Source organism: Reyranella sp. (assembly GCF_017305915.1).
In the GTDB taxonomy this organism is placed as follows: domain Bacteria; phylum Pseudomonadota; class Alphaproteobacteria; order Reyranellales; family Reyranellaceae; genus Reyranella.
The window spans coordinates 24,658-38,423 of record NZ_JAFKJN010000029.1; the positions used below are offsets into that span (position 1 = coordinate 24,658).

Sequence of the window (13,766 nt, forward strand, 5' to 3'; positions counted from 1 at the left end):
CTCCTACTGCTGCTTGGTGATGAGCTCGGGGAGGTCGCTGCCGAAGTACTTCTGGTTCAGCGCGTTCAGCTTGCCGTTCTTGATGTTGGCCAGCACCCACTTGTTGACCTCTTCGAGGAGCCGCGTCTCGTCCTTCTTGACGCCGACGCAGAGCTTGAAGTTGTCGAGGATGAACTTGACCTCGACCTGGCGGGCCGGGTTCTTCTTGTCGAGCTGCGGCACGATCATCTCGGCGGTCGAGAAGATGTCGACCTGGCCGCTGAGGAAGGCCTGACCCTCGGTGGCGTCGTCCTCGTAGCGCGTCAGCTTCATGCCCTTGGGGCCTTCCTTGGTGAGCTGGGTGTCGTGCGTGGTGCCGCGCACCGTGCCGACGGTCTTGCCGTCGAGATCGGCGAGCTTCTTGACGTTCACCGACTTCGGCGCGGCGATCACCGTGCGCAGCACGGCGTAGCCCTGCGAGAAGTCGATCACCTTGGCGCGCTCGGCGGTGTAGGACAGGCTCGATATCACCAGGTCGGCCTTGCCGGTCTGCAGGCTCGGGATGCGCGAGGCGCCGGTGGTCGGCACGTGCTCGAACTGCAGGCCCCAGTCCTTGGCCAGCATCTCGGCCGCCTCGACGTCGAGGCCGGTCGGCTTCATCTGCGCGTCGGTCATGCCGTAGGGCGGCACGCCGAGGTCGATGGCGATGCGGATCTTGCCGGCCTTCTTGATGTCGTCGAGCGTATCAGCCCGCGCGACGTGGCTTGCGCCGACCATCGCTGCGACGGCGAGCGCCGCCATCATGAGTTTCTTCATCGTTTCCTCCTCCTTGAGAACTCTCTATCGGCCCGCATCCATGTCGGCGAGCTTGGCGACCCGGCGGCGGAACTCCTCCGCCGTCGAGAACTTGGCGTCGAGGTAGGCGGCGATCAGGTCCTTGGCGAGCCAGGGACCGACGATCTGCGCGCCGATGCACAGGACGTTGACGTCGTCGTGCTCGACGCACTGGTGCGCCGAATGCACGTCGTGCCCGACCGCGGCACGGATACCTTTCATCTTGTTGGCGCCGATCGAGGCGCCGACGCCGGTGCCGCAGATCATCAGGCCGCGCTCGGCCTTGCCCGAGGTGATGGCCGCGGCGACCTGGCGGGCGACGTCGGGAAAGTCGACCGGCGCGGGATCGTGGGAGCCGACGTCGAGCACCTCGTGGCCCTTCTCCTTCAGGAAGGCGAGGATCTCGGCTTTCATCGGAAAGCCGGCATGGTCGGAGCCGACGACGAGCTTCATGAACGTTTCCTCTTGGACTGGTGGTCGGGGGGCTGGTAGGCGGAGATCAGGCTGCGGCGGCGCAACTCGTCGCCGATCGCGAAGTGGTCGCGCAGGCCGGCTTCGGCTGCGTCGGGATCGCGGTTGGCGAGCGAATGGAAGACGCGGCGGTGAGCCTCGACCAGGCCCGCGGTGATGGCCGGCTCGCGGAAGGTGTCGCGCCGGCGCTCGACGTGGGAGCGCATCAGGAGCGGCGAGATCGCCTCGTAGATCTTCATCAGCGAGGCGCTGCCGCTCGCCTTCACGATGGCGAGATGGAAGGCGTAGTCGGCGCTGCCGCCGCGCTCGGGGTCGTCGAGCGAATCGACCAGCGTGTCGAGGGTGCCGGCGATCGCCTGCAGGTCGCGCTCGCTGGCGCGCTCGCAGGCAAGGCGAATCGCCTGGCATTCGATGGCGATGCGCGCCTGCAGCACGTCGTCGAGGATGTTGGGCTCGGGCGCGAGGCAGAGGGTCAGCGCCTGGCCCAGCACCGAGGCGTCGGCGCTCTTCACGAAGGCGCCGCGGCCATGCCGGATGTCGAGCAGGCCGAGCATGGCGAGCGAGCGCAGCGCCTCGCGCAGCACCGGCCGGCTGACCTCGAGCGCCGCCGCCAGCTCGCGCTCGGGCAGCAGCCGGTCGCCGGCCTTGAGCTCCCCCGAGAGCAGGCGGTCGCGGAAGAAGGTGAGCACGCGCGCCGCGCCGCTCTGGCTTTCCTCCGGGTCCGGCTTGGTGACTTCTATCGTGGTCATGCCGTGGTCTGACCACTTTATAGGAGAGCCAGAAGTGCTGGCTAGCCGCTCGTTTCGACGCCCGAAAGTCGGAGTGTCCAGGCCACCCCGGCGAGACCTTATCCGAAGCCGCCGAGGAACTGCACCAGGTTGCGGCCGAGATCGTCGCTGAGATAGCCGCCTTCCTGCACGAGCACTGTCGGCAGGCCGAGCGAAGCGATCTTCTGGCCCATCGCATGGAAGCCGGGTCCGGTCACCTTGAGCCCCTGCAGCGGATCGCTCTCGCTGGCATCGAGGCCGAGCGCCACGACCAGCGCCGTCGGCGCGAAGTCCTTGATGCGTGCGAGAGCGGTGTCGCCAGCCGCGAGCCACGGCGCGTCGGCCGAGCCGAGCGGCTGCGGCAGGTTGAGGTTGAAGCCTTCGCCCTTGCCCGAGCCGGTCTCGTGCGCATGGCCCCAGAAATAGGGGTAGTAATTCGACGGATCGGCGTGGATCGACACGGTCAGGACGTCGGATCGCTCCCAGAAGATGCCCTGCGTGCCGTTGCCGTGATGCACGTCGACATCGAGGATCGCGACGCGCTGATGCCGGCCACGCAGGCGCTGCGCTGCGATCGCGGTGTTGTTCAGGAAGCAGAAGCCGCCCGCCATGTCGGCGTAGGCGTGATGGCCGGGCGGCCGGCAGAGGGCGTAGGCGACGTGCGCGCCCTCGAGCACCATGTCGGCTGCGGTCGTCGCAAGCTCGCTGGCGGCGAGGGCCGCGTCCCAGGTGCCCGGCCCGATCGGGCAGGCGAGGTCGACCTGGTGCCAGCCGGCGCGGCCGGCCAGCGCCTTGGGATAGGTCGCGGGGTAGCGTGCAGGATGGACATTCGGCACGACCTCGGCCGAGGCGTTGGGCAGCGTCGCCCAATCCCGCGCGATGGTCCGCAGGAAGTCGAGATACTCGGGCGTGTGGATCGTCGCCGCCGGCGCGGTGCCGTAGGTGCGCGGCGCCACGACCTCATGGTCGGCGCTCGTGGCAGCGGCGAGCAGGCGTGTCGCCCGCTCGGGCTGCTCGGTGCTGCGCTGCTTGACGCCGCGCACGAAGAAGGTCTGCGGATCGTGCGCGGCGTGCTTGTCGGAATAGACGATCTTCACGCGAGGTTCTTCTTGAACAGGGCGATCGTGCGTTCCCAGGAGAGCTTGGCCGCCGCCGCCTGGTAGCGCGGCGTCGAGTTGTTGTGGAAGCCGTGCTGCGTGCCGGGATAGGTGAACTGCTCGAACGACGTGCCGGCGGCCTTCAGCGCCTTCTCGTAGTCCGGCCACATCGCGTTGATGCGCTCGTCGTTCTCGGCGTAGTGGATCGCCAGCGCCGCCTTGATATCGGCCACCGCCGTCGGTGCGGGCGCCGCGCCGTAGTAGGGCGCCGCGGCCTTCACGTCGGCGCCCATCATGACGGCGAGGTAGTTGGTCGTGCCGCCGCCCCAGCAGAAGCCGGTCACGCCGAGCTTGCCCGACGAGAGCTGGTGCGCCTTCAGCCACTTGGCGCTGTTCAGCATGTCGGTGCGCAGCTTGTTCTGGTCGAGCTTGGCCTGCAGCTCGCGGCCGTCATCGTCGTTGCCGGGATAGCCGCCGACCGGGAACAGTCCGTCCGGCGCCAGCGCCAGGAAGCCCTCGACGGCAGCGCGGCGCGCCACGTCCTCGATGTAGGGATTGAGGCCGCGATTCTCGTGCACCACCAGCACGACCGGGAACGGGCCGGTGCCCTTGGGCTGCGCGAGGTAGCCGCGCATGGTGCCCGAGTTGCCGCCGGGCGAGGGGTAGGTGACGTACTGGCCCTTGATGCGCTCGTCGGTGAAGGAGATGGTCTGGGCGTTGGCGTAGCGCGGCATCAGCGCCTGCGCCATGGCGAGGCCGCCGGCGACCAGCGCCGCCTGCTGCAGGAACGTTCGCCGGTCCATGCGACCGTGGCAGTACTCGTCGTAGAGATCGAAAACGCGCTGATCGATCCAGTCGTGCTGCTTCACCAGTCCGTCCATCGCCCAGCCTCCCTCAAGTTCCGGCGATCGCCTTGGCCTCCCTGAGGGCGGCGATCTCGCCATCGCTATAGCCCACTTCGTGCATGATCTCGACGGTGTGCTCGCCCACGCCGGGCGACTTTCGGCGCACGCTCACGGGAGCGTCAGAAAGTTTGATCGGGTTGTTGGCCGATTTCACGGAGCCGATGCCGGGATAGTCGACCTCGAGCACGCTGCCGCGCGCCTTGGCATGGTCGGTCGCCATCGCCTCGCTGATCTTGTAGGCGGCCGAGCAGGGCATGCCGGCGGGGATCAGCTTGTCGAGCAGCTCGTCGGCGGTGTGCTGCAGGAAATACGCCTCGATCATCGGCTCGAGGATGGCCCGGTGGGCGACGCGATCCTTGTTGGTGGCGAAGCGGGTATCGGCCAGCCAGTCCGGCTTGCCGAGCGCGGTGCACAGCAGCTTCCAGAAGGCATCGTTGGTACCGGCGATGAACACCGGCTGCGTCTTCGTCGGGAACACGCGCAGCGGGCAGAGGATGGTGTTGGAGGTGCCCATGCGCTCGGGATCCTCGCCGGTCAGCCCATGGTTGGTGATCCAGTGGCTCATCAGGTGCATGCCGACATCGAACAGCGACAGGTCGAGCCGCTGGCCCTTGCCGGTCTTGTGGCGATGCAGCAGCGCGAAGGCGATGCCGGCGGCGCAGGCGAGGCCAGTCGAGTAGTCGATCGGCGCGGTGCCGACGCGGCACATCTCGCCCTTGAAGGGGCCGGTCGCGTCCATCAGTCCGATCTCGGCCTGGATGCAGGGATCGTAGCCGGCGCGATGCGAGTAGGGCCCGGTCTGGCCGTAGCCCGACACCGAGGCGTAGACCAGCCGCGGGTTCGCCGTCGACACGACGTCCCAGCCGAAGCCCAGCTTGTCGATCACGCCCGGCGTGAACGCCTCCATGAACACGTCGGCCTTCTTCACCAGCCGCATCAGCACGTCGCGGCCACCTGAGGTGCGCAGGTCGAGCGCGAGGCCGCGCTTGTTGCGGTTCATCGACGGCACCCAGGCGCCGCCGAAATGCGGCCGGAAATGCTCGCCGTTCAAGGGCTCGACCTTGATCACGTCGGCGCCCATGTCGCCCAGGATCTGGCCGCCCGTCGGGCCGGCGATGACTTGCGTGAGGTCGAGGACGAGCGTGTCGGAAAGAGGAAGCATGATCGAGCAATAGCCTTGCCCGGCTCGCCGGGCCAGCGCTGGGCCGCGCTGCTTTCGCTCCGCAGGTGCCGACTATTGCTGCAACGCGGAGCGAGCCTTGGCGCGAGCTTTGATCCGTTGACAAAAGCGCTTCATCGCTTCTGTCGCGGGCACAGTCTTGCCCTGTCGCACTTGCTCTTCGCCCAGCTCGAGAATCTCGAGCAACGCCAATGCCCTATCGTGGCCAACCGGAGCGCCCATCCCTGCCAATTTGCTTCGCGGTCGTCGAGCCATGCTAGTTTCCATGCCGCATTGACCGATGATAGTCCGTCACCCGTGGAGTTGCCATGACGTCCGACCGCCCGAATTTGCGCATCGATGCCGACCGGCTGTGGGGCAGCCTGATGGAGCTGGCGAAGATCGGCGGCACCGAGAAGGGCGGCGTGTGCCGCATCGCGCTGACCGATCTCGACCGGCAGGGGCGCGACCTGTTCGTGAGCTGGGCCAAGGCGGCGGGGGCGACCATCAAGGTCGACCAGCTCGGCAATATCTTCGCGCGGCGCGAGGGGCGCGATCCGTCGAAGCCGCCGATCATGACCGGCAGCCATCTCGATACCCAGCCGACCGGCGGCAAGTTCGACGGCGCCTATGGCGTGATGGCGGGGCTCGAGGTGCTGCGCGTGCTGCACGATTCCAACTACGTCACCGAATCGCCGATCGAGGTCGCGGTGTGGACCAACGAGGAAGGCTGCCGATTCGCGCCGGCGATGGTGGCGTCGGGCGTGTTCGGCGGCGCCTTCACGCTCGACCACGCGCTGTCGATCAAGGACCGCGACGGCGTGAGCTTCGCCGAGGCGCTGAGGAAGATCGGCTACGACGGTCCCGAGCAGGTCGGCGGCCGCAAGGTCGGCGCCTTCTTCGAGGCGCATATCGAGCAGGGCCCGATCCTCGAGCGCGAGAAGAAGACGATCGGCGTCGTCACCGGCGCGCAGGGCCAGCGCTGGTACGAGGTGTCGTGGACCGGCATGGAGAGCCATGCCGGCACCACGCCGATGGAGGGGCGGCGCGACGCGCTGGTCGGCGCCGCCGAGCTGATCGTGAAGTGCCGCGAGATCGGCAACCGGCCGAACGGCCGCTCGACCGTCGGCGTGATCGAGAGCCTGCCGCAGTCGCGCAACACCATTCCCGGCCGCGTCTTCATGACCATCGATTTCCGCCATCCCGACGATGGCGAGCTGACGAAGATGGACGCCGAGATGCGCGCGGCCGCCGCCGACATCGCCAGGCGCCATCGGCTGGAGGCGAAGATCGAGCAGATCTGGTACTTCCCGCCGTCGCCCTTCGCCAAGGAGCTGGTCGAGTCGGTGCGTCGTGGCGCGGAGCAGGCGGGCTATCCGCACATGGACATCGTGAGCGGCGCCGGCCACGACGCCTGCTACGTCAGCCGCGTCGCGCCGACGGCGATGGTCTTCGTGCCCTGCAAGGACGGCATCAGCCACAACGAGGTCGAGGACGCCGACAAGGTCGATATCGGCGCCGGCTGCCAGATCCTGCTGCAGGCGATGGTGGAACGCGCCAACACATGAAGTCGGGCGTCGTCTCAGCCGCCTCCGCCGCCCTGATCGCCACGGTGGCGGGTGTCGGCGGCACCTTGCCGATCGTGCTCGCCGCGGCGCAGGCGGTCGGCGCGACGCCCGCCGAGGCGAGCTCGTGGGTCTCCGGCCTCGGGATCGCGACCGCGGCGAGCGCGCTGTTCCTCAGCGTGCGCTATCGCATGCCGATCATCACCGCCTGGTCGACGCCGGGCGCGGCGCTGATCGCCTCGAGCCAGGGCGTGCCTGGCCTCCGCGCGGCGATCGGCGCCTTCGCGTTGTCGGCCGTGCTGATCCTGCTGACCGCAGCGATCCGTCCGCTCGGCCGGCTGATCGAGCGCATCCCGACAAGCATCGCCGCGGCCATGCTGGGCGGCATCCTGCTGCGGCTGATCATCGCGATGATCGAGCAGGTGCCGCACCAGCCGCTGCTGGTGCTGGTGCTGATCGTGCTGTTCCTGGTGATGCGCCATGTCGTGCCGACGATGGCTTCGCTGGTCGTGCTGGCGGCCGGCGCGCTGCTCGCCTGGGCGCTGGGACTGGTGAAGCCGATCCCGCCGCTCGGCGTGTCGGCATTGGTCTTCGAGCCGCCGGCCTGGGATGCCGCGACCCTGGTCGGGCTCGGCGTGCCGCTCTATCTCGTCACCATGGCGTCGCAGAACCTGCCGGGCTTCGCGGTGCTGCGCGCGTCGGGGTACCACCCGCCGACCCAGCCGGTGCTGGCGGCGACCGGCGCGGCGTCGCTGGCCACGGCGTTCATGGGCGCCCATACCTCGAACCTGGCCGCGATCTCGGCGGCGCTGTGCACCGGCCCCGAGGCGCATCCCGATCCGGCCAAGCGCTGGATGGCCGGTGTGTTCTACGCCTTGTGGTGGGGGCTGATCGCGCTGTTCGGCGCCTCGCTGGTCGGCCTGTTCGGTGCGTTGCCGCCGGCGCTGCTGATGACGGTGGCCGGCACGGCCTTGCTCGGCTCGACGGCGAGCTCGCTCGGCGTCGCGCTGGGGCCGGAGAAGGATCGCCTCGCCGCCGTGGGGACGCTGGCGGTCACGGCGTCGGGCGTGACCCTGATGGGCGTCGGCTCGGCCTTCTGGGGGCTCATCTTCGGTCTGCTGGTGCTGGGTCTGGAAAGCGCGCGCTCCAGGCTTCGAGGGGGAGGCTGAGCCCGCGGCACAGGAAGCTGATCGTGTGGTAGTAGCCGACGAGCGCGATCGCCTCGAGGATCTGCGTCTCGTCGAAGTGCTCTGTCAGCAAAGTCCAGGTGGCGTCGCCGATCGTGCGGCGGTCGACCAGATCGTCGACCAGTGCGATCAAGGCCCGCTCCGGTGCAGACCAGCAGTCGGCATCCGGCGCGCCGGTCACGGTGGCCGCAGTCTCGACCTCGCCGAAGCCGACTTTGCCGGCGAACAGGGCGACATGGACGCCCCATTCATACTCGCAGCCGAGCCGTGCCATGGTGCGGTCGATCACGATCTCGCGCTGGCGCAGGTTGAGCGGGCCTTTGTCGAGCAGGCCGCCGGCGAACATCTTGGCGAGGACGCGTGGGCTTCGCGCCATGGTCCGGAACAGAACCAGCGGCTCGATGCCGGGCGGCATGATGCGGTTCAGGGCCTCGGCGATGGCGGGCTCATAGGGCGGTTCGGCGGGAGCGATGCGGGACACGCTACAGAATATGTAGTAAGCTCGTCGGCGATGCTACAGAAATTGTAGTAACGGAGTGAAATAGATGGTGAAGAAGCCGGTTCGCGGCTCGCGCACCGGGCGGCCGATCATGGCGCTGCTCGACCTGCTGGGCCGGCGCTGGGCGCTGCGGCTGATCTGGGAGCTGCGCGAGGAGCCCAGGCGCTTCCGCGAGCTGCAGGAGTCGATCGGCGCCAGCCCGACCATCATCAACACCCGACTGGCCGAGCTCCGCGAGGCGCGGCTGGTCGAGCTCGACCCCGAGCGCGGCTATCGGCTGACCGGGCTCGGCCGCGAGCTGCTCGAGCTCTTTCTGCCGCTGCACCGCTGGGCCGAAAAGTGGGCCGAGCGATGAGGATCGCGTTCTGGATCACGGTCCTGCTCGCCGGCGGCACGGTCTGGCTGGCGCCGCACCTGCCCCTCGCCGATCTCGCGCAGCATGCCGCCCAGGTGGCGCTATGCCATGACCTGCTGCTCGGCACCTCGAGATGGCAGGGGCTGGCCGAGGTGAACTATTTCACGCCCTACTGGCTGGGCTTCGGGCTGGCGCTGCTGCTGAGCTTCCTGGTGCCGGTCTCGGCGGCGCTGAAGATCGTGCTGATGCTGTCGTACTGGGGCTTCGTTGCCGGCTCGGTGCTGCTGCGCAGGCGCCTGGACGCCGACCCACGCGTGGATTGGCTGAGCGTCACGCCGTTCTTCGGGCTCGGCTGGCTCTACGGGTTCTTCCCCTTCCTCGTCGCCCTGCCGATCGCGATGGCGTTCATCGTGCTGGCGCAGAGCCATGCGCATAAGCCCACGCTGAGGCGCGCATTCCTCCTCGTCGTGCTCGGCGTGCTGCTCTTCTTCTCCCACGGCCTGGTGTTCGTCTTCGCCGTCGCCGTGGCGGCGGCCTTTCTCGTGATTCATCGGCCGTCGCCGGCTGCTGTCCTGCCCTATCTGCTTCTGGGGCTGGTCTCCCTTGCCTATTTCCTGTTGCGTCCGGCGGCAACGACCCTGCTTGCCACGCGCGCCGATTGGCTGGGCCTCGGCGGATTGAGCTATGTCGCCTTCTTCCCCATGGGATCGCCGGCGATCGATCCGCTCCTGGCGCCGCTCGTGCCGCTGCTGCTTGCCGCATCCTGGCTGCTCGGCGGCCGCTTCAATCGCAACAAGGCCGCCGTCGTTCCCATCGCCATGCTGCTTCTCTGGATCGTGCTGGTGCCGGAGACGGTGATGGAAACCTACTTCGTCGGCTCGCGCTTCGCCGTCTTTTTCCTGCCGTTCGTCGCCTTGCTGTTTGCGTCCGCGCCGGCGCCGGGTTGGCGCCTGCTTCCGATCGCGCTGCTGACCTGGTGGGCGCTCGGTGTCCAGGTCGAGCGCCTGCTGGCCTTCGCGGCCGAAAGCCGGGCGTTCGAGGAGGTGCTGGCGGCGGCCGAGCCCGGCCATCGCGCGCAGCAACAGGTGTTGGACATGACGAGTCGGGCGGCGCGCACGCCCATGGCCTACCAGAACTTCGCGCTCTGGTACCAGGCGGAGAAGGCGGGTTTCGTCGACTTCAACTTCGCGGCGTACCCGACGCAAGTCGTCCGCTTCCGCGATCCCAAGGCGCAAACCGAGTTGCCGGCATCGGCTTACCGCTACGTCTTCGTGCGCGGCGCGGCGCCGCAGGCCGTCGATTGCCCATGGCGGCCGCGCAAGGCGTCGGGCCCCTGGACCCTGCTCGAGAATGTCGGTTGCTGAGCTACTTCAGGAACGGGTTGCCGGCGCCGCGGCCCTTGCGGCGCGGCGGGAACTGCTCGGCGAGATAGTCGAGGATCTCGGCCCGCTCGTCGGCCTTCACCGGCGGCATGCGATGCTTCTCCAGCATCGTGTCGAAGGTGTTGTCCCAGAGATCGCGGGTCAGGCCCTGCGCCTTGATCAGCGCCACGCCGTGGCAGGCGGTGCAGGTGTAGAAGGTGACCTCGCGCCCCTTGCCCTCGGGCATGTCCTCGACCTTGTCGTTATGCGGCGGCGGCTTGCCGGCGTCGGGCGATGGCTTTGCATCGGCGACGCGCGGTGCGACCGCAATGGCTGGCGTCCAGGCAGGTTGCTTGCCGCGCAGGTGACCCGCGCGATCGAACGCCAGCAGCAGGAATGTCGCGCCCATGGTTATGACGCAGACATGGGCTATCGTGAGTTTCAAGCTTCGGCGAGCACGCGAACGGGGGTGACCGGGTTGGCGCCGTAGCCCTGCGGGTTCCAGTTGGTCGCGGCGAACGGCTGGGTCTTGCCGGCCGCGTCCGTGGCGCGCGACCACACCTCGTAGTAGCCGCCGCTCGGCAGGTCGACCGTGGCGGTGAAACGCTGCCAGGCGAATTTGTTGGCTGGCGGATTGACCTTGGCCGGCTTCCAGGTCGTGCCGTGGTCGATCGAGACCTCGACGGTCTTGACCTCGTGGTCGCCTGCCCAGGCATGGCCGCGCAGCTCGATCTTGCGGCCGCTGAGCTTGCTGCCGTCGGCCGGCGAGGTGATGACCGAGCGCACCGGCATCGCTTCCAGGACCGCCATGTCCTTGTCGTCGCCCTTGCTGCCGGGGACGATCGGCTTCTTGGGCGTGCGATAGGAGAAACCGCCCATGCCCGGGCCGTCATGCTCCTTGTCGCGCACCCAGATGCGGGTCAGCCACTTGGTCGACAGCGAGCCCGCCCAGCCCGGCACGATCAGCCGCACCGGCGCACCGTGCGCCAGCGGCAGATCCTTGCCGTTGAGCTTGAAGGCGATCAGCGTGTGCGGGTCCATCGCCTTGTCGATCCGCATGCCGCGCGAGAGGGTCGGCTTGTCGGTCTCGCCGGCAAGCGTCGGGTCGGCGCCGTAGTGGCCGGTATAGACCGCGCTCGACTTCAGGCCGGCCGCCTTCAGCACGTCGGCCAGCCGCACCCCGGTCCATTGCGGGCAGCCCGCGCCGCCGTTGGTCCACTGGTTGCCGCGCGCCTCGGGCGTGAAGAAGGAACGGCCGTTGCCGCCGCATTCCAGCATCAGCTGGAGGGTCACGTTCTCGTATTTCGCCATCAGGTCGCCGAGGCTGATCTCCAGCGGCGTGTTGACCTCGCCGTCGATCTTGATCTTCCAGGCCTTGAGGTCGGCCGGCATCTCGGGGAACTGGCCGTTGTTGCGGACGAACAGCTTCTCGGTCGGTGTGACGTCGTCGTCGAGCAGCGCCGCCGGCGTCTCGGCCACCAGCGGCCTGTCGCCCAGCACGTGAAGCTTGGCCTTGCCGTCCATCTCGAGCAGCTTGGGGCCCTTCGAGGCGGGCGCACTCTGCGCCAAGGCGGCAGCCGGCAGCGCGGCGCTCGCTGCGACGAACGCAGTTCCCTTCAGCATCGTGCGCCTTGTCGTCGTGTGTCCCATCGTTTCCCCCGTTTGGGAAAACGTTAACCCATCGCCGTGCCGCGTGTCAGCACATGTTGTGAAAAATCAACAGGATGATGGGAAGAGATGGGAAAAGGAGGACGGCACAACGGGAGCGGCCATGGTGGGGTCTAGCCTGACTGATGCGACCCGCGGGGGCCGCTCCCGGTGCGTCATTCGCGAGTTACCGCTGTGCCGTTGCCCGAATGGCTGCCCCGGCAGTCAACGCGGCACGCTTGTCCGGTGGAAGCATCTAAACCTCCGTATCCGTTGCTGCGTAGAGATATCTCGTCACCGCGCGCCGCGCTTGTCAACGATTCTTCGGGTCAAGACTGTTGACGCAATGAGCGTGCTCGCGGCGACGGCGATGACGATCGTCGCGAGCACGTTGATCTGCGGATCGACGCCCAGGCGAACGCTGGAATAGACGCGCATCGGCAGGGTCTGCGACTGCGCCCCGGCGACGAACTGGGTGAGGATCAGGTCGTCGAGCGACAGCGTGAAGGCGAGCAGCCAGCCCGACACCAGCGCCGGCGCGATCATCGGCAGGGTGACGGTGACGAAGGTCGTCCACGGCGTCGCGCCGAGATCCATCGCTGCCTCCTCGAGCGTGCGGTCGAAGTCGGCGAGGCGGGCCTGCACGACGATGGCGACGAAGGCGAGCGAGAAGGTGACGTGCGCGGCGGTGATCGACAGGAACCCGCGCTCGGGCCCGCCCAGCAGCTGGTCGCTGCCGACGAACAGCAGCAGCATCGAGATGCCCATCACGACTTCCGGCATCACCATGGGCGCGATGACCAGGCTCGCGAACAGGGTACGGCCGATGAAGCGTGGCACGCGCGCCAGCACATAGCCCGCGGCGAGGCCGAGCGCGGTGGCGAGCGTGGCGCTCACCAGGGCGATGCGCAGCGACAGCCAGGCGGCGTCGAGCATCGCGTCGTTGTGGAACAGCGCGATCCACCATTTGGTCGAGAAGCCGCCCCACACCGTCACCAGCCGCGATTCGTTGAACGAATAGACGATCACCAGCGCGATCGGCAGGTAGAGGAAGGCGTAGCCGAAGGCCAGCACCGTGAAGGCGAAGCGGGCGCGGCCGATGGTCATGTCCGCTCCAGGCTGCGCTGCTGCTGGCGCTGGAAGAGCAGGATCGGCCCGACCAGCAGGATCAGCAGGCAGATCGCGACCGCCGAGGCGAGCGGCCAGTCGGAATTGGTGAAGAACTCGTCCCACAGCACCTTGCCGATCATCAGCGTGCGCGTGCCGCCCAGCAGGTCGGGGATGACGAACTCGCCGACTGCCGGGATGAAGACCAGCAGGCAGCCGGCGACGATGCCGGGCAACGACAGCGGCAGGGTGACGGTGAGGAAGGCAGGCAGCGGCCTGGCGCCGAGATCGGACGCGGCTTCGAGCAGGCTCCAGTCGAGCTTTTCCAGCGCGGTGTAGAGCGGCAGCACCATGAAGGGCAGATAGGCATAGACGATGCCGAGATGGATCGCCCATTCGGTGCCGAGGATGGTGCCGGGATCGCTCATCAGTCCCGACCATCGCAGGAACTGGTTGAGGATGCCGTTCTCGGCCAGCAGGCCCATCCAGGCATAGACGCGGATCAGGAACGAGGTCCAGAACGGCAGGATCACCAGCATCAGCAGCAGCGGCCGGCGCGGCGGTGTCGCGCGGGCGATGGCATAGGCCATCGGATAGCCCAGCAGCAGGCAGACCAGCGTCGAGGTCGCGGCGATGCGCAGCGACGACAGCCACGCCGCGAGATAGAGATCGTCGGTGAACAGGAGCTTGAAGCTCGCGAAGGAGAGGCCGAGCTCGACCGGCGGTGCGAGGTCCGGCGCGTTGGTGGCGAGCGACAGGCCGAGGACCAGGCCGAGCGGCAGCAGGAAGAACACGACCAGCCAGAGATAGGGAAGCGCGATGACCAGCCTCAC

15 protein-coding genes are annotated in these 13,766 nt (G+C 68.1%); 4 read left to right on the plus strand and 11 right to left on the minus strand.

Translation table 11 applies throughout. The annotated features are described in order from the left end of the window. Positions 1-3: 3 nt before the first annotated feature. The 6 genes from J0J01_RS25755 to J0J01_RS25780 form a co-directional block, all read right to left on the minus strand. Positions 4-795, minus strand: coding sequence for a transporter substrate-binding domain-containing protein (locus tag J0J01_RS25755; RefSeq protein WP_296385971.1), 792 nt, complete (start codon positions 793-795; stop codon positions 4-6). A gap of 24 nt (positions 796-819) precedes the next feature. Continuing rightward, positions 820-1,266: a ribose 5-phosphate isomerase B gene (gene rpiB / locus J0J01_RS25760; protein WP_296385973.1), complete on the minus strand. Its 447-nt coding sequence runs from the start codon at positions 1,264-1,266 to the stop codon at positions 820-822. Next, a complete protein-coding gene (locus tag J0J01_RS25765; RefSeq protein ID WP_296385976.1) occupies positions 1,263-2,033 on the minus strand; it encodes a FadR/GntR family transcriptional regulator in 771 nt (256 codons plus the stop codon). Before J0J01_RS25765 ends, rpiB begins: the two co-directional genes overlap by 4 nt. Positions 2,034-2,131: 98 nt before the next feature. Continuing rightward, complete coding sequence (locus J0J01_RS25770) at positions 2,132-3,148, minus strand: histone deacetylase family protein (protein WP_296385978.1); 1,017 nt, start codon at positions 3,146-3,148, stop codon at positions 2,132-2,134. Then, complete coding sequence (locus J0J01_RS25775; protein WP_296385980.1) at positions 3,145-4,029, minus strand: dienelactone hydrolase family protein; 885 nt, start codon at positions 4,027-4,029, stop codon at positions 3,145-3,147. Before J0J01_RS25775 ends, J0J01_RS25770 begins: the two co-directional genes overlap by 4 nt. A gap of 13 nt (positions 4,030-4,042) precedes the next feature. Continuing rightward, on the minus strand, positions 4,043-5,215 hold the full coding sequence (locus J0J01_RS25780; RefSeq protein WP_296385982.1) for a CaiB/BaiF CoA-transferase family protein: 1,173 nt from the start codon (positions 5,213-5,215) through the stop codon (positions 4,043-4,045). Positions 5,216-5,541: 326 nt separating this feature from the next. On the opposite strand from J0J01_RS25780, the gene J0J01_RS25785 reads away from it, so the two are divergent. Together J0J01_RS25785 and J0J01_RS25790 are read left to right on the plus strand one after the other, a co-directional pair. Continuing rightward, on the plus strand, positions 5,542-6,780 hold the full coding sequence (locus J0J01_RS25785; RefSeq protein WP_296385984.1) for a Zn-dependent hydrolase: 1,239 nt from the start codon (positions 5,542-5,544) through the stop codon (positions 6,778-6,780). Continuing rightward, positions 6,777-7,946 carry a benzoate/H(+) symporter BenE family transporter gene (locus tag J0J01_RS25790; protein ID WP_296385986.1) on the plus strand — a complete coding sequence of 390 codons (1,170 nt, stop codon included), beginning with the start codon at positions 6,777-6,779 and terminating at the stop codon, positions 7,944-7,946. The genes J0J01_RS25785 and J0J01_RS25790 overlap by 4 nt, the downstream gene beginning before the upstream one ends. Here the strand turns inward: J0J01_RS25790 and J0J01_RS25795 are convergent. Next, positions 7,882-8,445, minus strand: a complete 564-nt coding sequence (locus J0J01_RS25795) for a carboxymuconolactone decarboxylase family protein (protein WP_296385988.1) — start codon at positions 8,443-8,445, stop codon at positions 7,882-7,884. The genes J0J01_RS25790 and J0J01_RS25795 overlap by 65 nt on opposite strands. A 64-nt stretch (positions 8,446-8,509) precedes the next feature. Between J0J01_RS25795 and J0J01_RS25800 the strand changes: the two genes are divergently transcribed. After that, the gene (locus tag J0J01_RS25800; RefSeq protein WP_296385990.1) at positions 8,510-8,818 is read left to right on the plus strand and encodes a helix-turn-helix domain-containing protein; all 309 of its coding nucleotides are present in this window, start codon (positions 8,510-8,512) and stop codon (positions 8,816-8,818) included. Further along, positions 8,815-10,182 carry a hypothetical protein gene (locus tag J0J01_RS25805; RefSeq protein WP_296385992.1) on the plus strand — a complete coding sequence of 456 codons (1,368 nt, stop codon included), beginning with the start codon at positions 8,815-8,817 and terminating at the stop codon, positions 10,180-10,182. The genes J0J01_RS25800 and J0J01_RS25805 overlap by 4 nt, the downstream gene beginning before the upstream one ends. Position 10,183: 1 nt before the next feature. Here J0J01_RS25805 and J0J01_RS25810 read toward each other — a convergent pair whose 3' ends face one another. The 4 genes from J0J01_RS25810 to J0J01_RS25825 form a co-directional block, all read right to left on the minus strand. Then, positions 10,184-10,588: a hypothetical protein gene (locus tag J0J01_RS25810; RefSeq protein WP_296385994.1), complete on the minus strand. Its 405-nt coding sequence runs from the start codon at positions 10,586-10,588 to the stop codon at positions 10,184-10,186. A gap of 32 nt (positions 10,589-10,620) precedes the next feature. Further along, positions 10,621-11,802 (minus strand): sulfite oxidase, encoded by a 1,182-nt coding sequence (locus tag J0J01_RS25815; protein ID WP_296385995.1) that lies wholly within the window; start codon positions 11,800-11,802, stop codon positions 10,621-10,623. Between the two features lie 318 nt (positions 11,803-12,120). After that, positions 12,121-12,933: an ABC transporter permease subunit gene (locus tag J0J01_RS25820; RefSeq protein ID WP_296385998.1), complete on the minus strand. Its 813-nt coding sequence runs from the start codon at positions 12,931-12,933 to the stop codon at positions 12,121-12,123. Then, on the minus strand, positions 12,930-13,766 hold the full coding sequence (locus J0J01_RS25825; protein ID WP_296386000.1) for an ABC transporter permease subunit: 837 nt from the start codon (positions 13,764-13,766) through the stop codon (positions 12,930-12,932). Before J0J01_RS25825 ends, J0J01_RS25820 begins: the two co-directional genes overlap by 4 nt.